Raw genomic sequence first — 21,213 nt, 5'->3', positions numbered from 1 at the left:
TTTAATTAAATTAATGTATCAGCACGGTAATTCATGCTAATTGGTATGGTGTAAGTGGTTTTATCCGTGATAGCTGGATAAACGCTTGGTATTGAGTTGATGTAAAGTGAAAAATTATCTTTGGTTAACTCTGTATTGAGTTTGAAATGCGTAATAATCGCTTCTGATATCTGCTGAGAGTGTGATTTACCAGTGTTAATTGGAGCTACTACGCTAACTTGATAAACTCCTTTGTAAATCCGTGAATTACCGCCCAAATCAAAGCTGGTTGTGATTGCTGGCAATATGTTGGATTTTAAGTAGATTTCGTCATTAGGTGTTGCTTCGATGTTTTCATAAATGATTGGTAAACCCAGTTGGTTGGCAATGATATCTAAATGCGATTCGAGCAATCCTGAAATTGTCGAAATCAATGATTAACCTCCTTTTGTGGCGTTTTCAAAATGAACTTGAGCATTTAGTGCGGCGACCCTGACAATGCCGTTAGGCGCTTGTTTAGAGTGTCCAAACTCTAATCTCACACTATACGGTAGGTTGTTAGTAAAGTAGATTGACTGAACACCATTTGTATACCGCCCAATCTGCTCGATACCATCTTTTAACGTGTCCATTCCTGATGGATCAATTCTATCTAGTTCAACAGATGCAGGCACATTAAAGGTAACTTGCCAGTTGCCACGAAAACGTCCACCGACATAGCCTTTGGGTGCATAACCTTGCCATAATTCAGGCTGTCCTACTGGTGACATTCTGATAATGTCTTGCAAGATTTCGATACTAGCCTTTTTAACTACAAGCTCATTTTTTGCTTTCGCTTTATCTACAAACGCATTGATAGACGATAGAAAATTTTGGCTATTTGACATTTACGCTTTCCTTAACTGTGTTTTGTAGCATATAAGAACATCAGCAGGTTTTACTGGGTTTGGCTGTTTAATCAGATATTTTTTACCGTCAATGATTACAATATCGTTGATTTTTAGCTCAACATCAGCAGAAAAAACCATCTGAATATCGCCTGATTGAATGACAGTACCGTCAATCTCAATCGGGTTATAATTGGTTTTTATACCAATTGTCGTAAAGGTCTGATTTTCGGTAATAACTTCTTTACCGTTAACAATCGATACCTTACCCTTTCTTAATACTGAGTATTCCATGCCGTATTTTGAAAGGAGCTTCAAGGCTGTATTAAATGAACGTTCATAAAAGTTCACCATCACGACCTCTCGGCAATACAATTTATTGAAAACCCACTGCTAACAACCAAATCGCCCAATATTGATATAACAGCCGTATACTGCGGTTTAAAGCCAGATTCATCGACCGCATAAGCGACTGTTAACGCACCAGCTATAGACTCCGACTTTACTGGAGCTTCACGCACACTAGGTAATAAATCACCCGAAATAGCTTCAATAGCTAACATGCATTGAGCTGTTATTAGTGGAGTTGGGATCTCATTGCTAGGTAATAAATAGCCATCCAAAACAATATCCTTTCTAGGAAATGGTAAAGGTTGGTTTTGTTTGGCTTTCTTACCTGCCCAATTTAATCCATTCAAATAGTCCATTGCTTTAATGAGCAATGATTCTTTATTGTCAGGTAAACTTATATCTCTTGCATTAGCAAAATGCTCTAAATCATCAATGCTTGCATAACTGTTAAAGTTGCTAGAATTAGGATCGGCATTAATCATTCATTGCTCCATAAAAAGGGCGTAAAGCCCTTTGTTTTAATTATTTCCTTTGGCAGATCTGCTGTTAACGTTTGGCGCTCCTAGTTTTATTAAAACGCCAGCGGTAGATTTATTGCTGTCAAAGTGTTTTTTCCAGTTAACTTGATTGCTCAACTTAGCTAAATCTGGGTTAGCGCCTTTTGATGTATCCCAGCTGTAACCAAGTAAATCGATGTTAACTGTACCCTCTGCACGATATCCGATTGCTAAGTTTTCCTGCGTATTGATGTCATAAGAACGGAAGCCCGGAGCTTGTGACTCAGTGATTTTTACAGCACTTGCAACTAAACCTAAAATCGCATCAACTGGCGCAGAATCTGTAACTAATACAGGTTTGCCTAATGTGCCTGGTTGACCACCATAAACCACAACACCAGCTTCTTCGTATAGCTTGTTATCCATTGCCTGATCTACAATGTCAAAGTAGGTTGTAGAATGCATAACAAATAAAGCGACACGATTAAATTTGTCGCCATATTTGCGTAATCCTTTGGTTAATGTTTTCTTCCCATCAGTAGCTATATCTGCAGTTACTGTCATGTCAGTGTTAGCGCCAATAGCAGCCATTAGAGAATTGATGGCATATTTAACGTAGCCCTCTAATGTTGCATCTGCCACATCAACGCCGATCACCTCTGAAAATTCAGAAATATCACGCCCACGGCGTTTAAATGCTTCTTCTGTTGTTTCATAAGGTCCATATTTCCATGGCACTTTGACGCCCACAGCTTCGCCTGCACCGATTTTTTTACCTGTAACAGGATCAACCGAATTAACATCACGAGGGTCAATAGAGCCGTTAACCTTATAAAATGCTCGTTTACGAAAATCTCCTTCAATTAATTCATTGTCGATAAGAATTGCGCCATTAGATGCCGCATTAAATACATCCAAGTTATCTTGGCGTCGCTCTAAAAATGCGGTTTGTGCTAAATCGTTGTAAATGATTAAATCTGTATTTACTGTTGTTGCCATTATTTAACTTCCTCTTAATCTTTTGGTAATTTTAAATATGCTTGTTGACCATATTTCTGGATGTAGTTGTGTTTTTCCGTACTGGTCATTTTTGAACGAACTAAATTGGAACCACCTGCCTTATGTCCTCCTCCTCCAGTGCCTTCGGCTCTTGGAAATAGGTGTGGAGCATTATCTTTTAATGATTCCACCCACTCTTGAGGTGTTAAAGGAGTTTTACCGTCTTTACCAAGTAAAGGTTCGCCATCTTGTCCTACTGCGACAGCCTCGCCGTCATCACTTAAAATAAACATGCCTTTGGCACGTAAACTAATATCTTCTAATGCTTCTGGTAACGCTCCTGCTTTCAATGCCGCATTAGTCATTTTGTTGCTAAGCACAATACTGCTATACTTTTCAGCTTTCTTTTGCGCACTATCAGCTCGCTCTTGTTCCGCTTTGAGTTTTTTATCAAACTCGCTTCTAAACCGCTCTGTGCGTTTGTTTAATACCTCATCGATTTTCCCTGCTGAAATAAGTTTAGCTTCTTCGTCATCTGAAAATCGCTGTAAGATTGTTTTGACGGCGTCAGGATCAATTCCTTCAAACTGCTTTAGTTTTTCAGATAATGCCTTTTGCTTACCTAATAATTCGTTATTTTTATTTTTTAAGCCTTGCGTGTTTTCAGCAACTGCTTTATCAATTAAGGCTTGTACTTCTGGGGTGATTGTTGCGCCACCACCAGCATCGCCACCTTCTTGCGCTTCTGAATAAAACTTTCGGTTGATTTCTCTAAATAACATAATTTCCCCTCAGGATTTGAGCTTTGCTCTGAAAATAAAAAAGGCCGCATATAGCGACCTTGTAGATGTTAATAAATATTTATTTATCTATTGTTTTGCTGTTTTCCATTTTATTGGTAACTGCACTCATACTCATAGCTATCATACGTTTAATGGCTAAATTTGGCTCGTTATCAATTAACTTTTGTATCTCCACTAAGATATCATCATCCCACGGCTGTTTTTGAATTAAAGCGTGGACCTTTCTTAGATTATCGTTTGTCATGTTTTATTAACCATTCTAGTATTAAAGGATGAATTCTCTTTCTCGATTCAGTATCGCCAAGCATATACAAAGCAAAGCTTTCAGAAAAAAGTTCTTCATTTGAATCAGAAGAATAATAACTTAGCACATGCGCCCATTTGTCATTATATGCAATTTGAGTGATTTTAGATAAATACTTCTCATCTTGATAATACAGATAGTGCCCGAATTCGTGCGCTATTGTTCCTTTTATGCTTTGAACTGATGCGTAAGGCAAGACATCCAAGTTAGCAATTATCTGTGCTAGCTGTTTTTTATCTGGAGATAAATCAATTTCATAAATGGCCATATCTTTAAACCCTAGCATGGCGGCGTTTTCTGCAATTGCCTCCCATTCGCTTGGGTCTAACATCCATTGTGCCATGTGAATTGAGTTTTGAGATAAATTATAAGCACCAGCCGCAGTTTCCGAAAATTTATCTTTTGTCCCTAACCAAGAGAGTTTTGATAAATTGAACCTTTTAATAATATCTTCTGATATTTCAGCAACATCTTTAGCGCTTTCGAGAGATGTATCTTTCGGAAATTTAACATTAGCAGCTATGCTTTTTCTTTGCATCCAATTTTCAACTTCTTCAACTGTTCTTAAGTTTGAAAGTTGACCACTGAGTTGGTTGTTTAACTCGTCAATTGTTAATAAGTGTCCATCGCGAGTGAAAAACTTTTCTGGCTCAATTTCTCCATTTCGTAATAACCTCGCTCTTTCTACCCCTAATATTTGCTCTTGCCTCTCCTGTGATTGTGTTTTTAGCCAATCAAGATAAGAGGTTTTGGCTGGAACTTGACCATCCATTGATGCTCTTGTGCCTGTTGGCACCTCATCAATGTCGATCCCTAGTTCTCGATAACTTTTTAAGACAAATGTCTCAACAGACCGACAACAAAAATGTAATTTACCCGGTCCGTCACCGTATGGAATGTCATGACCTATAGGCTGGTTATCTAATGTATACTTTTTTAAATCGCGAATAATACACATCGGTGTAGTACTAGTATCAAGCGTAGATAGCCATTGTTTACCTTTTATTAAATCGCTATTAGCCTTTCCGAACTCATCACGAGAAACAGCGGCTGTGTGAGATACAGCAGAGCGAATTAATGATGATACATTTCTCTTACTCGTTTCTAAAACGCCATCTTTATAATTATTCTTTTTAGTACCTCTTACTCTCCTAATAATCTGTTCAGTGGTTTCGCCAGTTGCATAACCAGTTCTAACGGCATTGGTAACACGTTTAAGCCTGTCATCTTCGATATTGCTTACCCATTCAGATAATAAGCGCCCTTGAAATGGTTTTGCTTTTACCGCCGCAAATAACTGATTCGGCGATATCTGCATTAAAGGGTACTTATCTTTAACAATATCGGGTAATAACGATTCAAACAGTGAATATTGATAATTACTCTCATATTCACTAAATGCATTTAATTCACCAAAGAGATAATCAGAAAATGAATTTAATGATTTAACACTACTGAGCATTGATTCAAGTCGTGATATTTTAAATTCGCTAGAAGATAAATCATCTAACGCAATATATAGTTGGGCTGTTAACTGTTTATCAACGACGTTTAGTAGTTTAAGCGATTCTCTTATTAAGTTATGTTCATAACCAACTAGATTAACGCGGTGATAAATTGCTTCATCGCGAAGTTTTTTGTTAATTGTCATAAATTAATCCAGCAACTGAGGATCTGCGTCTTTTAGCTCCTGCTTAACGGTTTCAGGATCTGCGCTTGGGTCAATGATATCTAGTTTTTGCATTGCACGTATCATATCCTCATCCCTGATTGCGCCTGATTGCCATGAGCTAACAATAGCGGTAATCATGCCAGCATCAGCAATCTTAGAAATAAACTCTTGATTGATAGAACAGACAATGTCATCAACCACTATCCCAAGATAATGAGCGCACCATTTCAGCGCTATCGTGTAAGCCTCCGAAACGTTAGAGCAACATATACCGAGTACGGATGTTGATGCTGTTTGATCACCATTAGCTTGTGTTGCCGTTTTAGCTGATGAGTTTTGTTCTATTAACCTAGCGCCTAGTGCCACCATATAATTGCGCTTATCGTCCATACCCTCTTTAGCTAAAGTGTTAGGTTGCGCTTGAGCGTAAACAAAATTACCACCCTGAGGAAGTAATAATGGGGTACGAGATCCAATCTTGACACCATTCTTTTCCAAGAAATCTCGCCATTCAGTGTCTAATCCGATGATTGCAGGCTGAACCTGCCCACAAAAGAACAAACTATCTTCATAATCAGCACTATTGCGATAGTGTCCCAAATTGATTTCAATTAATGAAGATAAAGGGGATTCATCAATTGTTGGGTCGTTGTTTTGAGCCCCCACAAATGTAAATGGAATTTCGTGCCAATGATCTTCATTTTTTGGTTTTGGCTCATAAATAGAATCAATTTCATAAGGTCCACTGTTATTTTCTCCTGTGCGACGCCAAACCTTACAAATGAACTTGCCATCTTCAATAGCTAGCTCTCTGTATTGAGTGATATCTTTAAAACCATATCCATCTGAGACTTCAACAACTTCCCTAAGAACAACTAAAACCAGCTTATCTTTACCGTTAATTCGTTGTGTTCGCCAGTTAATAATATCTTCTGCTTTATACGATAAAATCATAGCCTCATTAGAATCTGAGGAATAATCAACATACAGACCATGACGACCAACTTCTAATACTGATTCAAGCGTTGATTGTGACTGTTGGTAAATACTTGTTCCCGCACCATCTGCATTGGTTTTGAGATATTCCAACTTTTTGGGTATGCTAATTGTTGGATCTTTGCGGAAAGCCATGCCAATTAAACCAATTTTTGTGTGACCAGTAATACTATAAAAAACCGCCCTTGCAATATAATCCTGGTTGCGTTTTTTATTACGTTCACTCTTATCGGTAGGATCTAAATAAGGTAAATACTGATTACCTTTTGATTTAATTATTTCAGCGCCAGCACAAACATCCCGCATTTTTTCCCAGTTAATAGATGCTTGTTTGTGCTCAGGTCGAATAAAAGTAATGTCATGATTCATTAGAATGTTGTTTCCATTTGAATTGTAAAAGCTTGTCTGCGTGCATTTCGATTAGCCACAGCAAAATATCTAAACGCATCCGCACCGTGCGATGTATGGTCATGTAGCGGTTTATCTCGCCAACAGCCGTTTTTATCATCCCATGCTTTTCGATAGGCTTCTAAATTAGCAATACCCTGTTCGCATTTGCTTGAATCAAATGCACAAAGAGGAAGAATTTCGCGAACTGATTCGATGCCATCATCAACACTTAGCCTTGGTGCTACATTAAATTTAATGCTGTATTTCTCACCGTCAATTTCATAGCCTTCTTTTGCTATCTGTTTACGGCTCTTACCATCACCCGATAATTCACGATTATCAATATCGTGCGGTGCCCAGTGCTCAGCATATTCATAACCAAGATTTTGGGCTTTATCTTTCAGGACCTTCATGTAGTGCCTGAGACCCTCGCCACTATTTTCGTAGTAGTCGATGATGTGAAATTCTTCACCCACTTTGCGCACAAACCAAATAGCGGTTGAATCACCAACTCCCAAGTCCCAATAGGTATAAACTGGTAAATGGCTATTATCAGGTAGTACGGTAATGCGTTTTTCTTTGTATAGCTCTCTGAATTGCCTTGCATAGTAAGCACCCTCGATTGATTGCTCAAATGCTTCACTTGGAATAGATGGATATTCGCGCTTCATATCATCGCCAAGCGTTTTCTCTTTAGCGTGATACCAAGCTTTTTGTTGTTCGGTTAAGTCGATACCATGCTTAGCTTTTATTTCGCTAAAATACTCTTCTAATCGAGTTGGTATCGGTTCAACTGGAGGAATTGCGTATAGCGGATTTTTCCACCAAGAGAAAAAAAAGAACTTCCAATCAAGTGATGATAATGGCTTTCCTTGAATATGGGCTTTTTCAGCTGTATTACAGTAATCGTAAAAATAACCACTTTTACCCTCAGCGGTACTTTCTATTGTAATGAAACAGCCTGTAGCAACCGCCTCAAACGCACCCGTGACGATTTCCTTGGCTTTATCAGGAAACTTAGCACAAATCTTACCAAACTCAGAAACATGTAAGTAACGCAGTGTACCACCACGGAATGAAGTTGATACATAAAGCGAGCCACCTTTTTTAAAGACCAACTCACCTGCCGCATCATTACTAGCAGGATTCGCTTGCTTTATTTCTTCTGGCAACCTGTCATACGCATATTTTACTTTTTCTCTAAATAATCGTTTAGCATCATTTAGAGTATGAGCAATCAACGCACACTTGGCTGATTCAAATAATGCCGCGTCTAGCTGAATAATGCACACCTCGGTAGTAAATCCTAATTGACGAGCTTTTAAAATGATATTCCTTGTATGCATCCCCTCGAAGTATTCAAGCTGTTCGGGGGTCATTGTGAAGCGAATTTGCTTACCTGCTTTATCCGTGATGTAGTAGAGATTATTTAAACGCCAAAGCTTATTACTGAGTTTTTTTAAATGACCAGGAGATAACATTAACCCTCCTGTGATAGTTTATCCATTAAATCCGAAAGTTGGCCAACTGAATTATCTTTTGGTGTGTCGTCAATGTTGTAAGCTTGACGCTCTAAAGTGATTAAATTTTTCAACGTTTCACTTAATGCTTTCATTGATTTTACCCTTTCAGGCATAGATATGACGGACATATAAACTTCATTGAGTTTGTCCCTACCGTTTTGGCCTGGATTTGCTAATAACTCACCAAGTTTTTTGAATGCCTCTATATCTGCACATTCAGCGCCAAGCTCTTCAAATAAGGCGTTGGTAATATTACGAGCTTTACGAATATCGCCTCGGTGTTCCATGCGAATATTGGCTATTACTTCGGCGTTAGCTTCAATTAATACCCTTTCTGATAATGAGTTTTCCGTGCGTACCTTTGTGCGTACCTCTTTAGTGCGTACCAATTCATCAGATTTATTTTTAATCTTTTCTGATAAGTCTCTGGACCAATTTTCTTTTTTTGCCCTTTTCCTGATAGCTCCGTCGGTTATCCCGTTTTTGCTTGCTATCTCTCTTATGGACAACAAACCAGCCCTGTAGGCTGATTCGATAGCCTCCCAGTCTGGCTTTTTCATAATCTTTCCTTAAATTAATAATTGAATTTGTGATTGCTCTTGTAGTTTTTGCATCCTATTTGTTAACTCTGGCTTTTTCTCTTTACCCCAACGTCTTAATAAGCGACCTGACATACTAGCTACATCTTTTTCTTTCATGTACTCAAGCATTAAGTCATTATGTTGTTTCATGTAGCTATGTTGCATTTTAGTAAGTTGTTCAGCCATCCAGTTAAATGCGTCGATGTAAGCCTCTTTAATTTGCGCAGCTTTCTCTCCAGTAAACCCCATAATTAAAAATATGCAGCCATCTTTGGTAAGATTGTACATTTCCCTAGCCTCGCCTTTTTCATCAATATAATTAACGGGCACAAAATTGCGCTCGTTAAACTTCTTCGAGCAATTTAGATTTCTAATTGCCCTTAATATTGTTTTATGCTTTCTTCCAAAATATTTGGCAACTTTTAAAGATGTGGTCATCACTTGATTACCTTGTAAAGTAACCATGTTTTCAAATTTGAATTGAGTTATAGTCATATTATGTCTCTCTATAGAATGAGCCTAAGTCACACAGAATAAACAGCCCCAAGAGTTCAGACATTAGCTGTCATTCTCTTAGGCTCATTCTGTAAAGCTCTTGGTTAATATTTGCCGTGTGATGGCATTATGATTGATTGAAAAGTGAATTGGATTTGTGGTGTTTCAAACATTTTAGATATAAAAAAACCGCACGAGGCGGTTTAGCAAATTTTATATTAGCAACATTAAAATGCTATGAGTTAAAAGATAGCATATTGAGAAAAGCTGTTGCAGAAAAGGTTAAACTTAAAAGAGCCATGCTGAAAAGTATGCATAAAAGAAAACCACAAAGCTCTCTAAAATGTTCTCTCACGCTTTTGATAAAACCTTTAAAGTTTAATTTCTTTTCTTTTATTGCGTATAAACAATAGCTAGAACGGATTATATAAAATGCAATTAAAACGTATATTAATATAGCTAAAACGTATAATTTTTTATTATCCAGAATTTCCGACAACGAAATGAATAAAGCTAATATAAAAGATAAATTAAATAATTTATTAAAAATATTAATAACATTTTCAGCTAAATTAAATAAAAAATTATTTTCTTGTTTCATTTTTTCCTCTCATAGTTTTAATTAATGGAGGAAGATTGTACTTTATTTTTTAATATCAATAATATGTTTTTGCAATTTACTAATTACATTAATTTGATTAAATATGCAGTTATTTTTTATAACCGCCCGGGATTTTTTATAGTTTATGCGGTAAAAGTGAATAGTTATTTATTAATTTCCCTTATCGCCCTTTTATCCGCATTACACTTCTCAATAACATTTAGCAAATGCTCGTTATATCTGAGGCTATCGCCAAATGTCATTGATTTCGGCGGTAAATTTGGTAGGCAGTCACTTAATAGATTGGCTGGTATCTGCCGATTGACGTAAACCTTTCGCTCTGTTGTACAAGCTGTTAGAGATAACACTAGGAACACGCTCATTAGCACAGCCATTATTTTTGAGTTGCTCATTGATTTGCTCCTGACGTTCTAGTGATTGGTTTTCTAGCTCGCGCTTGCTTTGCTCATTATCTGCTATGATTTTATTGTTTTTAGCGATATTCTGCTCCAACTGTTCGATTTTTCCGAACAGTTCAGCTTTATCTTTTTGTAGCCGTTTCTTCTCTTGATAATTGTTGTAACCGAAATAGACAGCAAAGACAAAAACAGCAATGGTTAATGCGATACTTAATATCTTTTCTTTACTCATACCAAACCACTTAAATAAACCGTTTTACCGCCCTGCTTAACTGCTGTTAACACTATTTGACGATTGTTAGTTGGACTAAACCCGATATGCACCCATTGATTATGCTCTTGAATTAATTTATCGAACTGTACGCCAGAATCGATTAATCGTTGACAAATCTCTTTAGGTGTTCCAAATGATGATTTAAAATCTACCGCTAATCCTTGCGTATGGGCACTTGTTGCTACACCGCCAACTTTAGCATTTAGTGCAGGACAACGATATCCAGACGTGATAATGATTGGCTTACCCAAAGCTTTTCTTACCAACTCCAGCTTAATAGCTGTTAATTGCACGTTAGGCATTAAATTTTCAGGCACAGAGTTATTGATTTTTAATCTGCTGGCTGTTGTCGAGCGAGTAAATTCTTCTAGTGTGAAATGTTCAGTTAGCTTGGTCATCGTTGTTATCAATCCTTTTTCTTAACATTGAATTTGATATTTGACGTAATTTATCAACCCCTAAAAATCCAATTGCGCCACCAATAAAAGGATTCATGCTAACGGGTAAGCCAAAATAATCTAATCCACTGCTAGCGGCTAATGACAACGCACCACACAATAACGCTTCTACCCATTTACGACGTCCACCCACACCATCATACGTTAAACGACCGTAGGCGATGATGATGGACAAAACGACGCCATAAATTAACGGCGCATTCGATTGCAACCATTCCATGATTGATGATTTATACATGTTATTATTCTTCTTGTTAGTTAATGATGTGACAGCGTACTAGCTATTGTGTAGTTATGTGTGCGTGTCTAGCTTTGCTGTCGATTTGGCTAACCACGTCAATGGTGACGAGGTCGTAATTTTTTCTACACTTGGTAGATAAGATGTAAAACAATACACCGAGATCAATCGGTGTTGCCAAAATGAACGCATCTTAGATTGGTCTTCAAGCTCCTCGCAGGGAATCAAAAATCATAGATGCCCCCAAACGTATCAAATCTCAGTATTAAGCAGAATTACTGCTACTTGACCAAAATAAGTAGAGGTGCGAGGGGGACTGTTATGGTGGGTCTAGCTGGACTCGAGCCAAGCTACCTTTCAATTATGAGTTGACCGCTCATACCGTATGAGCTTTAGACTCTTGAAAATGATTGACCTAAACGTAATTACAGAGGTTTAGGCACGGTCACGACTCGACGACATCAATGTCGCCGACATTTGTAATATTGATTATTAAAGCGACATAACCCAAGCTAACATTGCTTCATCGCTTTCTAATGCGTAAAGCGGAATTTCTAGCGAACCCGCTTTTTCTGAGCTGTTTAGCGCATCTAAAATATCGATTAAATATTTATCTTGTAAATCCGCTAGTTCTTTTGTTGATGTATTTTGCATATAAAAAAACCGACTTACGTCGGCTTAAATTAATTACATTGTGAAGTAATGAACTTATTATCATTACCCTGAATTTTTTCTATTAACTTGTTACGCTCGCATTCCCATTTTTTTGGCGGAAACATTTTATCCCACGCTGTCATCAGTTTTTCTTCTTGATTAGATAAATTAATTTTGTATTTATCAGACATATATAGATATGTGCGTGCTATCACCCCTCGAATTTCATCGCGCGGCTGAAATTTTCTTTCTTTGAAATCTACAGCAGTTTTACATTGCCCGTATTGATCAAACATATCTGTAAACAGCGAATAACGATAGTTAGAACGGTCACCGTTTACTTCACCGATAGCGGGTTGCAAGTTGTGCATGTCACCTTCCATTTTATTAAAAGTAACATCTTTTTTACACGCTTTACGTCCACCGTCTCGCCAACATTGCAGGTGACGTCCGAAATTCTCAGCAGGCATGACATGCTCCCATTCAATGCGTTCAGCTCTATTTAAATTCTTTCTTGGCTTATAACCGCATTTACCAAAATCGACAACACCTTTTTTACCCACCCATGAAATATCACATCCGCAATAAAATTCTGTTTGTGTTGAATTTGATTTATACAATCTAGTAAGCTGAGTTTTCGCATTGTCAAAATTTTGCTTACTAATTGCAACCTGTTCGGCTGTTGGTGTTGGCTTTTTCGGCTTAGGCGTCGGTGCTACTGAATACGTTCCTATTCGACATGTTTTAGATGCTGATATGCACGAATTGCCGCAAGGTATGCCTTTTCTGCAATTCTTAGCGTTTGAAATCGACGGGAATAATAAAAATAAAACCAAAATTAAAGCTATTTTTTTCATAATTTAATATTACCTGCGTTTAAAAAACACGCAGTTTAATATAAAAAATTACAAAATGAAAACAAAAAAGCCCAACTTATTAAAGTCGGGCTTCTATTTAAAAACAGTTTGGATACAAAAATTCCAGTCTGGGTACTTTATACCACTGTGCTCTTAAGAAATCAAGATTTTTTTAAAAAAACCGCTTATTCAGCGGTAATATTGCTAAAAAAATAAAATGTCATGTTTTTCAACTATCTATTCGATAGTAACTGTACTTATAATTTAAACATTTAAACTATTTAGTGAAAATTAATTCCACACATTGAAGCTACATGTAAAAATCTATCCATTAAATTGTAAGGGTCATGTGGCAATTCTTCATGCTTTTCACTTGTTAAATCAACTACAAGTGAATTTCTAATCTTGCAACCACCTCTTTCCGCAATTAAGCGATAATCTGATTGATCTTTATTACAATATACAGCAACAGAAGTACCATTTAAAGCCATTCTTGAAATATAGTGAGAGAATTTAAAACCTTTCATAATAATTTACCTTTTAAGTAACTCTGGAATCTGCCAGATCAGTTGAGCTATGTCTTAACTCTGGATATATAATATAATGGCGCGCGCCATTGGTCAACTGTTATTTTTGGCTTTCTCCAATTTTTCTTTAAGCAATGTTAGACCTTGAAATATTGCCGCTTTCTGGGAGCCATAGATAACGGCTAATTCTTTTAATAATAAACTTTCTTCTTCTGTTAAATATGCACCTGGCAGACGTGGTCGTCCAGCATTACGAGATCGGTACGCTTGTTCGTTTTTTCGTTGCTTTTCTCTATTCATTATTCAGCTCTGCATCTTTCGAAAGATAACAATCATCACCAGTTTTCGACTGATAACGATACACATTAATTTTTTTGCTATTGCATGTCATCAATAAAAGATGTTTGCTATCGTACTGCTGATTGTATAATTGCCAAAAAGCCATTTTTGCTATCTCAAAGCTGGTAGTATTTGTTCTTGTTTCTGAAAGTATTTCACTGCCACCTTTTCTTTGTTTTAATACGTAGACTCTGTATGTTTTTAAATTCTCAGATGTTGCCACTCTCTTCCCCTTAGGTCGTTATAAAGTTCTGTTGTAGTGCTGTATTTATGCCCAAGCAAAACTTGCGTATTAATTCCTTGTTGCCTGTATAATCTTTCGGCCAATGATCTTATTTCAAAAAAAGAAGGCGGGTTATATTCTCGCCAATACTCTGACGGAAATAACTCGTCTCGTAATTTACAAAAATCTCTATTAACTCGCCAGTATTCAACTCGTTTATTTTTGAATTCGATAAAATACTGTTTGCCGCCTGATATTTCTATTATATCACGCAATGACATGTCAACTATATTTAGTCGTAAATCAAGCGGTAAAGCTATCTTACTTCCCTTTTTAACTAACTTTAGTTCTTTGTCAATTTCAATATATTTTCTACCTTTTTGTTGATGAATGAATAAATGATCATCCTTAATAAAATAATCCAACTGGTTTGCTCCCATTTCTAAAACATCGGCAGGGCGTTGCGCTGTAATTATAGTCAACATAAACATATTATATAAGTATGCTGGATAATTCGTTTTCGCTCGCGCAGTTAAAGCCAAAAATTCATCAAACAGCAAGCGTGCACGTTTCACTCTTTGGGAGGGATATTTTAGCGGCCAAATTGGATTATTTTCTATATATCCGTAAATTATCGCCTCATTGAATACATCTTTTATCAAAGCATACATTGACTTTGCTGTGCTTGACTTATCGGCTAACACATACCCATTAATGATACTTTTTAAATGAATCGGCTTTATCTCACATAAATTTAACTCACCAATTTTATTACAAATAATCTTCAAGAATCGTCGTTTTTCATTTACTGTTTTAGCGCTAAAGTTCTTCTTCAGTAAAAGACTTTCATATTGTGACAACCAATGGTGAAAAATAATCATTTTTATTCTTCTCCTTTTGTTGTTTTAATTTCTTTCAAATTAAGAATTTCATCTAATCCAATACTGCTGGGAAAATCACGATCTGGACGGTTATAGTTCATATATACTAATTTATCTAACCCATTGCTAGATATACCCGCTTCTCGAAGTTGCATAACCGCATTTTCAATAACCTTTTGCGCATCCCAAAAATCACGCTTTGCATTAGCTCGCTGTATTTTAATCGTTCTAGACATAATGCTTATTGATTTTTGAATTTCATCAATACTAATAACTCGTTTTAATTTATCAATCAGAACTTCTTTTTTTGCTTCCGCATCATTTCTTATTGCGCTATGTTTAGCTTCTAGAATTGATAAAGATGCTTGTTTGTTATTGAGCATATCAATGCAATCTTGATATTTTTTGATTCTTTTTTGATATAGATTTATTTTTCGATTAGTTGATTCAATTAACAAATCTAATTTATTAATAATGGATTTTAATTCTGCAAGTGTAGCCATAATAATTTACCTTTTAAGTAAACTCGGAATCTGCCGAGCCAGTTAGAGTTGTTTCTTAACTCTGAAGTAATAATATAATGGCGCGCGCCATGAGTCAACTATTATTTTTATCTTTTTGTGCTATTAAATAATTCTGTCTTTAACCATCTCTAACTCAAATCCAGACTGAACTTTTAAAGATGCAAAATAACCTCGCAAGTAGTCTTCACCTCTTTTTTTTAGCTTGTCTACCGCATTCCAGTTTGTATTAAGTTTTCTTGCTATATCTTGTACTGACCGAGGTTTAACTATATAGATGTTGTCAACTCTAATACCTTTAGATAGTTGTTTACACGGCGCATCATGAATGCCACTTGCATGCTTTTTCCATTCATTTCTTACATATCCTTCCGTTGCAATGTAATCCGTAATTACCTGTTTTTCACCGAAATAAGACAATATGAGCGTGTCATAAATATCTTTTGATTGCTGACCGCTTAAAACTAAAATAGACAAAAAAGCTTGATTAATTACTTGAGCATCATTGTCGGAGCAGATTTCTCTCATTTTTTTTGGTTGAGAGTTATAATAAGATGGCGTATTTTGCTTTAAATATAAATTTTTTCTAGACCAGTTACCGAATCGTGTGCAAACCTCGGTAATATCATAATCAGCTTTAAATCTCACGCTTTTAATCTGCTTGATAATTTTTTCTGGCTCATCATCAACGTATACATATTCTGCTAGCATTTGTTACCTACCCTTTAACTCTTTTAATTTTTGCTTATACTCAGCTTTAATCTGCTTTATTTGCTCTATCGTGTATTTTTTCGGGTCATGATACCCTTCTAACCATTCAACTTTTTCTACACCTATTTTTTTCACTAAATTAATTCTGTACTCAATGATATTCCCTGATTTGTGATTGTTACATGCTGAACATTGCTTATGTACATTTAGTTCACAGAATCGTAACTCTGGACACGCACCGACACTTCGATAGTGTCCTGCGTGATATTGCCCGTTATGATGACGCCCACAACTGATACACGGCTCGCTTTTATCTCTTTCTCGAATAAATGCATTAAATGCTGTTTGTGCATCTCTTAAATGCTCTGAGCGTGTTTTTATGCTTTCTTTTGCTATTCGTGCTAACTTAATTCTTGTTCGCTCTTGAACTTTGTTATCTTTTGCATACTGAATAGCACAATCAACCGAACATACTTGAGCAAGCGAGTTAAATAGCGCAAATTTTTTGCCACAGCTTTTACATTTTTTCTGTTTTATTTCTCGTTTCATCGTCTAAACTTCGTTTTATTCTTGTAAAACTTACCGCAAGAGCCTTTTACTTCACCATCAACGCCAATTAGCGGTCTATTGCAGACATACAAATCCCAATCAACGTTATATAAGCACTCTCCACCGCATTCTGGGCATTTAAAATCAGTTTTAATTAGTTTGTGTTTCTTCGGCATTGTCGTTAACCCTGTTTAAATTATGCTGATTAATGTATTCTCTGCGCTGTTCTCTAACTATTGCTATTGCTCGCTCTAATTCTTGCTCTTTATCATCGTATAATTTCAGTTGTTCTTTGTGTTCGTTGTTCATCATGCCACCTTTGATAATTGGTCTTTGTACCAATCAAATATTAATAAATCTGTCTTAGACTGCTCGCTCCAATTAACGCCTTTCTCAGCTCCAAATGCATATGCTAACTCCAATAAATTACTCAATTCTTTTTTACTCATTCTTCTTGTTGATTGACCTAAAACAATAAAGCCTGTCCCATCTAAATTGGGTACCGTTTTTTGTCCTTTTAGTGTTGCTGTAAAAACGTGCTTCCATTCTTCTGGAGTTAGCGTTAATCCGTGCCAATTAACTTGTTTCGATATATCCGTTAATGTTGCCCACATGCGGGCGTTTTGCTCTAAAGTTCTAGTCATCTCTTGAATACAAACTACTAATGGATTTTTACTATCAACTGGCAATGAGCGAATAAAATTAATTAAATTGTTTTTTACTGTTTCGCTAACTAGTTTAAATATTTTCTTATTTGCCATTACTTAGTTACTCTCCAAATTACGAATCCCCAAAAAACAAACTCAACTATCAATACAATCGCTGCATCACTCATCGTCTACTCCCCAGTCAACGCACAGATGTTTTTTATTTTCAAAAATCTTCTCGTACTCGTTTGCTTTTGCGATATCTTGCTCTAACGCATCTTTTTTACCTGCCCTGATTCGATATTTCAGAATGTTACCTAGGCAAAATCCCCTAAACTGCTCTACAGTCATGCTACGCGCTATGATGTCGATAGATTCGACACCCTCGATTATTTGATAGTGCTTTGGATTTTTTACGTTGTCGTTCATCACTTATCTCACTCATAAAATTTTTTAATTCTTTGTTGTTTTTGCTTTTCTATCTCTTTTAAAAAGGGTTTTAAAACTAAATTATCAAATCGATACTGAGTGCGAATTGATGGTCTAAACTGTTCTTTATCACTTAGATATGCTCCATTTTTTGCTTCAAGTTTGTACGAAGCGTATGGGTAACCATCAATCCAAATTTGATAACTATCACCGTTGTGTTGAAGTGTTACGTAATATCGATTCGATTCTACAATCTCAAAATCATCAAGAATTTCATTGAGTTTTCTGTCCCAATCTTTATTAAATTTATTGAGATGCTTTACAAAAACTCGTCTTAAAAAATATATTAAATATCTCATTGCTCACCCCGATCCCCGTCTAATTCAGCTAGCACCTGCCAACTTGACCAACGCTCATTTATTGATCCGCTCACATAACGATTTTCATCAATTAAATAATCGTGACCACCAACAAAACCATAAACACTCGAAAGCCATTTTTCAAAAAGCGCACGCTCTTTTTCTAACTCTTGCTGTGTTAATTTAGTCATCACTAAACCCTCACGCACTCAAAATTACGGACCAACACATCAACTTTAGTATTGCCAAATGAGTTTTTAACTGTAGCCAGTGTTTTAATTAAACCTTTTTCTGTGAGTTTTGAATTACGATGCAATACGATTGTCCCCCACGCTTGCCAACCCTTTTTTACTTCTGCTGTTATTTTGTAAACCATTTCTGTATCAACTCCCTCAATTTTGCCTTATCTTCTTCTGAATATTTTTTAACTCGTTCTGCCATTTCATGCTTAATCTTTGCCGTATTTGCTCCCCTGCTCTTTATCGCTCTCACATAGTCGTACGCTATTTTGTCGAGCATGTGATTAAGACCAAGTGGGCAGTGGTTAACTCTCCGCAACACAAGCTCTACCTGTTTTTAACATCTGCTTAATGCTAGCAATATGCATCATGCTTTTACTTGATGCTCCCTGCTCAGTTTTGCATTCCAACATTGCAAACGTATTCTCTGGTTTTGGTAGATAATGATTAGCTCGCTCTTGTGTTAATAGCCCAGTAAAAACAGCATGGTTTATAGCATCAGCACGCTTTGCTTTATCGCTACCTAGCGAAACAAACACTTCAACGGCACGCCCGTACATCATCGATTCATCAACCATTCGCTCATATGCATCAATAAACGTTCGTCTTGCTCCAATTTTGTCGCCATTTCGGTAGACAATTTCAGCTTGTGCCCACGCTTTTGCTATTTCATTAGTCCAAACAACCGTATTGGTTTCATCGCTAGCAAGTATTGCAATCGACCACGCTTCATCTGGTGATAAATGATTACTTGAACCACCCATTAGCTTGATTAAATCCGCAGGCTTAGGCATAAATTGACTTTTAAGCACCCAAGCATGTGCAGCGGCTTTTAACGATTGAATCGGATATTGCCCAAGTGTTGACCAGTAAATATTAACCTTGACTGTGCTTGCTTGCTGTCCGTAAACCTCAAGTAATCCACCAATAACCGCTAAAAATTCATCTGTAATCTTTGCCATGGTTAAGCCCTCATACTCTCTAAAACTGCCCTGTTACGCTCAGCAAGGGTCATGAATTTTTCAGGTGGTTTATTTGATTTTTTATAACCGTTAGCATTGCGTAACCAGTTGTTAAAAGCCGCATTCCAATCAATATATTTTTTGCCATTCGCCAAGCAGTAATCCCTGAATTTAACAAACTCATTATCCAAATTGATGTTTTCATTCATCGCTATATCTCGATGATGATCGTTCGGTTTAAATTCATCAGGAAACTGACAAGGTCGCTTTGGCTGTTGCGATTTATTCGCAATAATATTTGTAGTATTCTCTGTAGTAGTCTTTGTAGTATTCTCTTGATATAACGAACTTGATTTTGTAGTCGTCTCGACATCTACATTGTAGAGATCGGGGTAACTACTTTTCATTTGTCGTGATGATTGAGTTATAGAGTTGGCGAAATCGCTTAAAACTTGATTAACTTTTTCATTATCAATCTTGTAAAAAGTCTTATGCTCTAACCTCTTTTCTGTAACAATTAACACGCCTTTTTCTTTTAGTTTTTTGATAGCCGTTCTTTGTTCGTTATGAGATAAACCAGTTTCATCTTCAAGCTCATCACGTGTTTTATACACACCTAAATCAGACGTAGCCTTGTCTTGCCAATAAAATAATTGTGAGAATAAAACAGCAGGACTCACACCACCCAGTGGCTTAGCTAGCTTAGGATAATAGGCATTCGGACGCCCTATTAGTTTTAATATTTCAACTGCGTTCATTGCTTACCCTCTTTCTTGGGAAAAGTTCTGGTAAATCAGGTCTAATATCGCAAGCTGCAACTTCCCCGTTAGTTGCTTTTACTATTAAATGAACATGTTCAGGACTAACATCAGACAATCCGTGCAGCCACTTCCATACTGATGTCTGAGTTTTCCCACACGCATCAGCTAATTTTTTCTGGCTTCCGGTAATTAAAATAGCTTTCTCAATTGCTTTATTTTTCATACAAACTCTCTTTTAACAACTTATGTTGTGAATATTATCTTTTGTTTTTGATTGTGTCAACAACTTAAGATGTTTTACTTTATACAACTTTGGTTGTATTTTATTTAAATGAAAAAGGAGCTTAAAAAATGACATTAGCAGATCGACTAACCTCAATAATGAAAGAAAAGAAGATTTCTCAAGCGAAATTGGGAGAGGCTATTGGTATGTCTCAAACCACAATATGGAAATTAATGACAGGCAAAACAAAATCAAATAGAAATCTATTGAAGATCGCTGATTATTTAGGTGTTTCGGTTGAATGGTTAGCTAAAGGAGAAGGTCCTCAGCTTAAACAGCAACGAGACGGAACGCCGATGGATGAATTATCAACAAGAGACGTAGACGAATGGGATGATAAAACCCCATTAAATGATGATGAAGTTGAAGTTCCATATTTCAAATCAATTGAACTTGCAGCAGGACATGGTTGTTCAAGCACGGAAGATCACAACGGATATAAGCTCAGATTTAGCAAATCTTTTTTTAGAAGAAAAAACGCACAAAAAGAATTTGTCATTTGTTTTCCAGCTAAAGGAAACAGCATGGAGCCAGTTATTCCAAATGGTGCAACGGTCGCTGTAAACACACTACAAAAAGATATTCGTGATGGCGATGTTTATGCAATATGCCAAGACGGATTGTGTCGGCTAAAAAGATTGTATTTATTACCAGCAGGAAAAATAAGAATTGTTTCTTACAACTCTGAAGAATTTCCTGATGAAATTGATGATTCAAAAAATATAGAAATAATCGGGCGAGTATTTCATTGTTCATTTGAAATGTAATCAATGCTATAAAAAATGGTTAATACCAAAAAAAGGT

General features: G+C 36.5%; 37 protein-coding genes, 1 tRNA gene and 1 pseudogene. 2 read left to right on the top strand and 37 right to left on the bottom strand.

Annotated elements, in window-relative coordinates:
• Positions 1-5: 5 nt before the first annotated feature.
• From A9G32_RS06290 to A9G32_RS06210, 20 genes and pseudogenes are all read right to left on the bottom strand, one after another.
• Positions 6-413 (bottom strand): phage tail terminator-like protein, encoded by a 408-nt coding sequence (locus tag A9G32_RS06290; protein WP_081296776.1) that lies wholly within the window; start codon positions 411-413, stop codon positions 6-8.
• A 3-nt stretch (positions 414-416) separates the two neighbouring features.
• Positions 417-866, bottom strand: a complete 450-nt coding sequence (locus A9G32_RS06285) for a hypothetical protein (RefSeq protein ID WP_065575163.1) — start codon at positions 864-866, stop codon at positions 417-419.
• Complete coding sequence (locus A9G32_RS06280) at positions 867-1,220, bottom strand: hypothetical protein (RefSeq protein ID WP_065590013.1); 354 nt, start codon at positions 1,218-1,220, stop codon at positions 867-869.
• Complete coding sequence (locus A9G32_RS06275; RefSeq protein WP_065590014.1) at positions 1,220-1,699, bottom strand: DnaT-like ssDNA-binding protein; 480 nt, start codon at positions 1,697-1,699, stop codon at positions 1,220-1,222. The genes A9G32_RS06280 and A9G32_RS06275 overlap by 1 nt, the downstream gene beginning before the upstream one ends.
• 36 nt (positions 1,700-1,735) lie before the next feature.
• Positions 1,736-2,713 (bottom strand): major capsid protein, encoded by a 978-nt coding sequence (locus A9G32_RS06270; RefSeq protein ID WP_065590015.1) that lies wholly within the window; start codon positions 2,711-2,713, stop codon positions 1,736-1,738.
• A 14-nt stretch (positions 2,714-2,727) separates the two neighbouring features.
• Complete coding sequence (locus tag A9G32_RS06265; RefSeq protein ID WP_034910070.1) at positions 2,728-3,495, bottom strand: hypothetical protein; 768 nt, start codon at positions 3,493-3,495, stop codon at positions 2,728-2,730.
• Positions 3,496-3,574: 79 nt separating this feature from the next.
• A complete protein-coding gene (locus tag A9G32_RS06260) occupies positions 3,575-3,760 on the bottom strand; it encodes a hypothetical protein (RefSeq protein ID WP_065590016.1) in 186 nt (61 codons plus the stop codon).
• Between the two features lie 649 nt (positions 3,761-4,409).
• Positions 4,410-5,471, bottom strand: a pseudogene (locus A9G32_RS13600) (hypothetical protein); the annotation flags it as partial.
• A gap of 3 nt (positions 5,472-5,474) precedes the next feature.
• Positions 5,475-6,857, bottom strand: a complete 1,383-nt coding sequence (locus A9G32_RS06250) for a DUF4055 domain-containing protein (RefSeq protein ID WP_065590018.1) — start codon at positions 6,855-6,857, stop codon at positions 5,475-5,477.
• A complete protein-coding gene (locus tag A9G32_RS06245; protein WP_065590019.1) occupies positions 6,857-8,359 on the bottom strand; it encodes a terminase in 1,503 nt (500 codons plus the stop codon). Before A9G32_RS06245 ends, A9G32_RS06250 begins: the two co-directional genes overlap by 1 nt.
• Complete coding sequence (locus A9G32_RS06240) at positions 8,359-8,961, bottom strand: hypothetical protein (protein ID WP_065590020.1); 603 nt, start codon at positions 8,959-8,961, stop codon at positions 8,359-8,361. The genes A9G32_RS06245 and A9G32_RS06240 overlap by 1 nt, the downstream gene beginning before the upstream one ends.
• A 9-nt stretch (positions 8,962-8,970) precedes the next feature.
• Positions 8,971-9,477 carry a Rha family transcriptional regulator gene (locus A9G32_RS06235; protein WP_218055861.1) on the bottom strand — a complete coding sequence of 169 codons (507 nt, stop codon included), beginning with the start codon at positions 9,475-9,477 and terminating at the stop codon, positions 8,971-8,973.
• Positions 9,478-9,712: 235 nt separating this feature from the next.
• Positions 9,713-10,078 (bottom strand): hypothetical protein, encoded by a 366-nt coding sequence (locus A9G32_RS06230; protein WP_065590021.1) that lies wholly within the window; start codon positions 10,076-10,078, stop codon positions 9,713-9,715.
• Between the two features lie 164 nt (positions 10,079-10,242).
• Positions 10,243-10,461 (bottom strand): Rz1-like lysis system protein LysC, encoded by a 219-nt coding sequence (lysC, locus tag A9G32_RS13595; RefSeq protein WP_442902943.1) that lies wholly within the window; start codon positions 10,459-10,461, stop codon positions 10,243-10,245.
• On the bottom strand, positions 10,370-10,729 hold the full coding sequence (locus A9G32_RS06225) for a DUF2570 domain-containing protein (protein WP_065590022.1): 360 nt from the start codon (positions 10,727-10,729) through the stop codon (positions 10,370-10,372). The genes lysC and A9G32_RS06225 overlap by 92 nt, the downstream gene beginning before the upstream one ends.
• Entirely contained in the window at positions 10,726-11,169 is a 444-nt protein-coding gene (locus tag A9G32_RS06220; protein ID WP_065590023.1) for a D-Ala-D-Ala carboxypeptidase family metallohydrolase, read from the bottom strand. The genes A9G32_RS06225 and A9G32_RS06220 overlap by 4 nt, the downstream gene beginning before the upstream one ends.
• Positions 11,153-11,467, bottom strand: a complete 315-nt coding sequence (locus A9G32_RS06215) for a phage holin, lambda family (protein WP_065590024.1) — start codon at positions 11,465-11,467, stop codon at positions 11,153-11,155. Before A9G32_RS06215 ends, A9G32_RS06220 begins: the two co-directional genes overlap by 17 nt.
• Before the next feature lie 322 nt (positions 11,468-11,789).
• A tRNA-Met gene (locus A9G32_RS13010) sits at positions 11,790-11,867 on the bottom strand.
• Between the two features lie 92 nt (positions 11,868-11,959).
• Positions 11,960-12,121, bottom strand: coding sequence for a hypothetical protein (locus A9G32_RS13005; protein ID WP_176701324.1), 162 nt, complete (start codon positions 12,119-12,121; stop codon positions 11,960-11,962).
• 29 nt (positions 12,122-12,150) lie between these two features.
• Positions 12,151-12,741: an endonuclease gene (locus A9G32_RS06210; protein ID WP_218055860.1), complete on the bottom strand. Its 591-nt coding sequence runs from the start codon at positions 12,739-12,741 to the stop codon at positions 12,151-12,153.
• A gap of 22 nt (positions 12,742-12,763) precedes the next feature.
• Here A9G32_RS06210 and A9G32_RS13225 point away from each other — a divergent pair, with 22 nt between their 5' ends.
• On the top strand, positions 12,764-12,985 hold the full coding sequence (locus tag A9G32_RS13225) for a hypothetical protein (protein WP_218055859.1): 222 nt from the start codon (positions 12,764-12,766) through the stop codon (positions 12,983-12,985).
• A gap of 274 nt (positions 12,986-13,259) precedes the next feature.
• Here the strand turns inward: A9G32_RS13225 and A9G32_RS06205 are convergent, their stop codons facing one another.
• The 17 genes from A9G32_RS06205 to A9G32_RS06135 all read right to left on the bottom strand — a co-directional run bounded on the left by A9G32_RS06205 (position 13,260) and on the right by A9G32_RS06135 (position 20,349).
• Positions 13,260-13,505 carry a hypothetical protein gene (locus A9G32_RS06205; protein WP_065590025.1) on the bottom strand — a complete coding sequence of 82 codons (246 nt, stop codon included), beginning with the start codon at positions 13,503-13,505 and terminating at the stop codon, positions 13,260-13,262.
• Positions 13,506-13,598: 93 nt separating this feature from the next.
• A complete protein-coding gene (locus tag A9G32_RS06200; RefSeq protein ID WP_065590026.1) occupies positions 13,599-13,805 on the bottom strand; it encodes a hypothetical protein in 207 nt (68 codons plus the stop codon).
• Positions 13,798-14,067 carry a hypothetical protein gene (locus A9G32_RS06195; protein WP_065590027.1) on the bottom strand — a complete coding sequence of 90 codons (270 nt, stop codon included), beginning with the start codon at positions 14,065-14,067 and terminating at the stop codon, positions 13,798-13,800. The genes A9G32_RS06200 and A9G32_RS06195 overlap by 8 nt, the downstream gene beginning before the upstream one ends.
• A complete protein-coding gene (locus tag A9G32_RS06190) occupies positions 14,046-14,948 on the bottom strand; it encodes a tyrosine-type recombinase/integrase (protein ID WP_065590028.1) in 903 nt (300 codons plus the stop codon). The genes A9G32_RS06195 and A9G32_RS06190 overlap by 22 nt, the downstream gene beginning before the upstream one ends.
• A gap of 2 nt (positions 14,949-14,950) precedes the next feature.
• A complete protein-coding gene (locus A9G32_RS06185; protein ID WP_065590029.1) occupies positions 14,951-15,451 on the bottom strand; it encodes a hypothetical protein in 501 nt (166 codons plus the stop codon).
• Positions 15,452-15,574: 123 nt separating this feature from the next.
• Positions 15,575-16,180: a hypothetical protein gene (locus A9G32_RS06180; RefSeq protein ID WP_065590030.1), complete on the bottom strand. Its 606-nt coding sequence runs from the start codon at positions 16,178-16,180 to the stop codon at positions 15,575-15,577.
• 3 nt (positions 16,181-16,183) lie between these two features.
• Positions 16,184-16,729, bottom strand: coding sequence for a recombination protein NinG (locus A9G32_RS06175; RefSeq protein ID WP_065590031.1), 546 nt, complete (start codon positions 16,727-16,729; stop codon positions 16,184-16,186).
• Complete coding sequence (locus A9G32_RS12785) at positions 16,726-16,905, bottom strand: hypothetical protein (protein WP_065590032.1); 180 nt, start codon at positions 16,903-16,905, stop codon at positions 16,726-16,728. Before A9G32_RS12785 ends, A9G32_RS06175 begins: the two co-directional genes overlap by 4 nt.
• Positions 16,880-17,038 (bottom strand): hypothetical protein, encoded by a 159-nt coding sequence (locus A9G32_RS13000; RefSeq protein ID WP_176701323.1) that lies wholly within the window; start codon positions 17,036-17,038, stop codon positions 16,880-16,882. The genes A9G32_RS12785 and A9G32_RS13000 overlap by 26 nt, the downstream gene beginning before the upstream one ends.
• Complete coding sequence (locus tag A9G32_RS06170; protein ID WP_065590033.1) at positions 17,038-17,490, bottom strand: recombination protein NinB; 453 nt, start codon at positions 17,488-17,490, stop codon at positions 17,038-17,040. Before A9G32_RS06170 ends, A9G32_RS13000 begins: the two co-directional genes overlap by 1 nt.
• A gap of 66 nt (positions 17,491-17,556) precedes the next feature.
• Positions 17,557-17,805: a DUF3310 domain-containing protein gene (locus tag A9G32_RS06165; protein WP_065590034.1), complete on the bottom strand. Its 249-nt coding sequence runs from the start codon at positions 17,803-17,805 to the stop codon at positions 17,557-17,559.
• A gap of 8 nt (positions 17,806-17,813) precedes the next feature.
• Positions 17,814-18,164 carry a hypothetical protein gene (locus A9G32_RS06160; protein ID WP_065590035.1) on the bottom strand — a complete coding sequence of 117 codons (351 nt, stop codon included), beginning with the start codon at positions 18,162-18,164 and terminating at the stop codon, positions 17,814-17,816.
• Positions 18,161-18,355: a hypothetical protein gene (locus A9G32_RS06155; protein ID WP_065590036.1), complete on the bottom strand. Its 195-nt coding sequence runs from the start codon at positions 18,353-18,355 to the stop codon at positions 18,161-18,163. Before A9G32_RS06155 ends, A9G32_RS06160 begins: the two co-directional genes overlap by 4 nt.
• A gap of 2 nt (positions 18,356-18,357) precedes the next feature.
• Positions 18,358-18,540: a hypothetical protein gene (locus A9G32_RS06150; RefSeq protein WP_065590037.1), complete on the bottom strand. Its 183-nt coding sequence runs from the start codon at positions 18,538-18,540 to the stop codon at positions 18,358-18,360.
• A 168-nt stretch (positions 18,541-18,708) separates the two neighbouring features.
• Positions 18,709-19,365 (bottom strand): hypothetical protein, encoded by a 657-nt coding sequence (locus A9G32_RS06145; RefSeq protein ID WP_065590038.1) that lies wholly within the window; start codon positions 19,363-19,365, stop codon positions 18,709-18,711.
• Between the two features lie 2 nt (positions 19,366-19,367).
• Complete coding sequence (locus A9G32_RS06140) at positions 19,368-20,123, bottom strand: hypothetical protein (protein WP_051634134.1); 756 nt, start codon at positions 20,121-20,123, stop codon at positions 19,368-19,370.
• Complete coding sequence (locus A9G32_RS06135; RefSeq protein ID WP_034910089.1) at positions 20,110-20,349, bottom strand: helix-turn-helix domain-containing protein; 240 nt, start codon at positions 20,347-20,349, stop codon at positions 20,110-20,112. The genes A9G32_RS06140 and A9G32_RS06135 overlap by 14 nt, the downstream gene beginning before the upstream one ends.
• Before the next feature lie 128 nt (positions 20,350-20,477).
• On the opposite strand from A9G32_RS06135, the gene A9G32_RS06130 reads away from it, so the two are divergent.
• A complete protein-coding gene (locus A9G32_RS06130; protein WP_034910090.1) occupies positions 20,478-21,176 on the top strand; it encodes an XRE family transcriptional regulator in 699 nt (232 codons plus the stop codon).
• The last annotated feature ends 37 nt before the right edge of the window (positions 21,177-21,213 follow it).

It is taken from the genome of Gilliamella sp. Gris3-2 (assembly GCF_001690345.1).
In the GTDB taxonomy this organism is placed as follows: Bacteria; Pseudomonadota; Gammaproteobacteria; order Enterobacterales; family Orbaceae; genus Gilliamella; species Gilliamella bombi.
The sequence above is the reverse complement of the archived record's forward strand: the minus strand, read 5'-3'. Positions and strand labels throughout refer to the sequence as shown.

Bases quoted from the DNA above. Each gene is read 5' to 3' on its own strand.
- A9G32_RS06270 (WP_065590015.1), bottom strand. From the start codon at position 2,713: ATGGCAACAACAGTAAATACAGATTTAATCATTTACAACGATTTAGCA.
- A9G32_RS06180 (WP_065590030.1), bottom strand. From the start codon at position 16,180: ATGCTAGCAGAATATGTATACGTTGATGATGAGCCAGAAAAAATTATC.
- A9G32_RS06200 (WP_065590026.1), bottom strand. From the start codon at position 13,805: ATGAATAGAGAAAAGCAACGAAAAAACGAACAAGCGTACCGATCTCGT.
- A9G32_RS06280 (WP_065590013.1), bottom strand. From the start codon at position 1,220: ATGGTGAACTTTTATGAACGTTCATTTAATACAGCCTTGAAGCTCCTT.
- A9G32_RS06150 (WP_065590037.1), bottom strand. From the start codon at position 18,540: ATGGTTTACAAAATAACAGCAGAAGTAAAAAAGGGTTGGCAAGCGTGG.
- A9G32_RS06285 (WP_065575163.1), bottom strand. From the start codon at position 866: ATGTCAAATAGCCAAAATTTTCTATCGTCTATCAATGCGTTTGTAGAT.
- A9G32_RS06260 (WP_065590016.1), bottom strand. From the start codon at position 3,760: ATGACAAACGATAATCTAAGAAAGGTCCACGCTTTAATTCAAAAACAG.
- A9G32_RS06170 (WP_065590033.1), bottom strand. From the start codon at position 17,490: ATGGCAAATAAGAAAATATTTAAACTAGTTAGCGAAACAGTAAAAAAC.
- A9G32_RS06160 (WP_065590035.1), bottom strand. From the start codon at position 18,164: ATGAGATATTTAATATATTTTTTAAGACGAGTTTTTGTAAAGCATCTC.
- A9G32_RS06275 (WP_065590014.1), bottom strand. From the start codon at position 1,699: ATGATTAATGCCGATCCTAATTCTAGCAACTTTAACAGTTATGCAAGC.
- A9G32_RS06165 (WP_065590034.1), bottom strand. From the start codon at position 17,805: ATGAACGACAACGTAAAAAATCCAAAGCACTATCAAATAATCGAGGGT.
- A9G32_RS06230 (WP_065590021.1), bottom strand. From the start codon at position 10,078: ATGAAACAAGAAAATAATTTTTTATTTAATTTAGCTGAAAATGTTATT.
- A9G32_RS06190 (WP_065590028.1), bottom strand. From the start codon at position 14,948: ATGATTATTTTTCACCATTGGTTGTCACAATATGAAAGTCTTTTACTG.
- A9G32_RS06140 (WP_051634134.1), bottom strand. From the start codon at position 20,123: ATGAACGCAGTTGAAATATTAAAACTAATAGGGCGTCCGAATGCCTAT.
- A9G32_RS06175 (WP_065590031.1), bottom strand. From the start codon at position 16,729: ATGAAACGAGAAATAAAACAGAAAAAATGTAAAAGCTGTGGCAAAAAA.
- A9G32_RS06155 (WP_065590036.1), bottom strand. From the start codon at position 18,355: ATGACTAAATTAACACAGCAAGAGTTAGAAAAAGAGCGTGCGCTTTTT.
- A9G32_RS06145 (WP_065590038.1), bottom strand. From the start codon at position 19,365: ATGGCAAAGATTACAGATGAATTTTTAGCGGTTATTGGTGGATTACTT.
- A9G32_RS13005 (WP_176701324.1), bottom strand. From the start codon at position 12,121: ATGCAAAATACATCAACAAAAGAACTAGCGGATTTACAAGATAAATAT.
- A9G32_RS06135 (WP_034910089.1), bottom strand. From the start codon at position 20,349: ATGAAAAATAAAGCAATTGAGAAAGCTATTTTAATTACCGGAAGCCAG.
- A9G32_RS06245 (WP_065590019.1), bottom strand. From the start codon at position 8,359: ATGTTATCTCCTGGTCATTTAAAAAAACTCAGTAATAAGCTTTGGCGT.
- A9G32_RS06235 (WP_218055861.1), bottom strand. From the start codon at position 9,477: ATGACTATAACTCAATTCAAATTTGAAAACATGGTTACTTTACAAGGT.
- A9G32_RS13000 (WP_176701323.1), bottom strand. From the start codon at position 17,038: ATGAACAACGAACACAAAGAACAACTGAAATTATACGATGATAAAGAG.
- A9G32_RS06215 (WP_065590024.1), bottom strand. From the start codon at position 11,467: ATGTATAAATCATCAATCATGGAATGGTTGCAATCGAATGCGCCGTTA.
- A9G32_RS06130 (WP_034910090.1), top strand. From the start codon at position 20,478: ATGACATTAGCAGATCGACTAACCTCAATAATGAAAGAAAAGAAGATT.
- A9G32_RS06205 (WP_065590025.1), bottom strand. From the start codon at position 13,505: ATGAAAGGTTTTAAATTCTCTCACTATATTTCAAGAATGGCTTTAAAT.
- A9G32_RS06265 (WP_034910070.1), bottom strand. From the start codon at position 3,495: ATGTTATTTAGAGAAATCAACCGAAAGTTTTATTCAGAAGCGCAAGAA.
- A9G32_RS06185 (WP_065590029.1), bottom strand. From the start codon at position 15,451: ATGGCTACACTTGCAGAATTAAAATCCATTATTAATAAATTAGATTTG.
- A9G32_RS06250 (WP_065590018.1), bottom strand. From the start codon at position 6,857: ATGAATCATGACATTACTTTTATTCGACCTGAGCACAAACAAGCATCT.
- lysC (WP_442902943.1), bottom strand. From the start codon at position 10,461: ATGAGCGTGTTCCTAGTGTTATCTCTAACAGCTTGTACAACAGAGCGA.
- A9G32_RS12785 (WP_065590032.1), bottom strand. From the start codon at position 16,905: ATGCCGAAGAAACACAAACTAATTAAAACTGATTTTAAATGCCCAGAA.
- A9G32_RS06240 (WP_065590020.1), bottom strand. From the start codon at position 8,961: ATGAAAAAGCCAGACTGGGAGGCTATCGAATCAGCCTACAGGGCTGGT.
- A9G32_RS06220 (WP_065590023.1), bottom strand. From the start codon at position 11,169: ATGACCAAGCTAACTGAACATTTCACACTAGAAGAATTTACTCGCTCG.
- A9G32_RS06225 (WP_065590022.1), bottom strand. From the start codon at position 10,729: ATGAGTAAAGAAAAGATATTAAGTATCGCATTAACCATTGCTGTTTTT.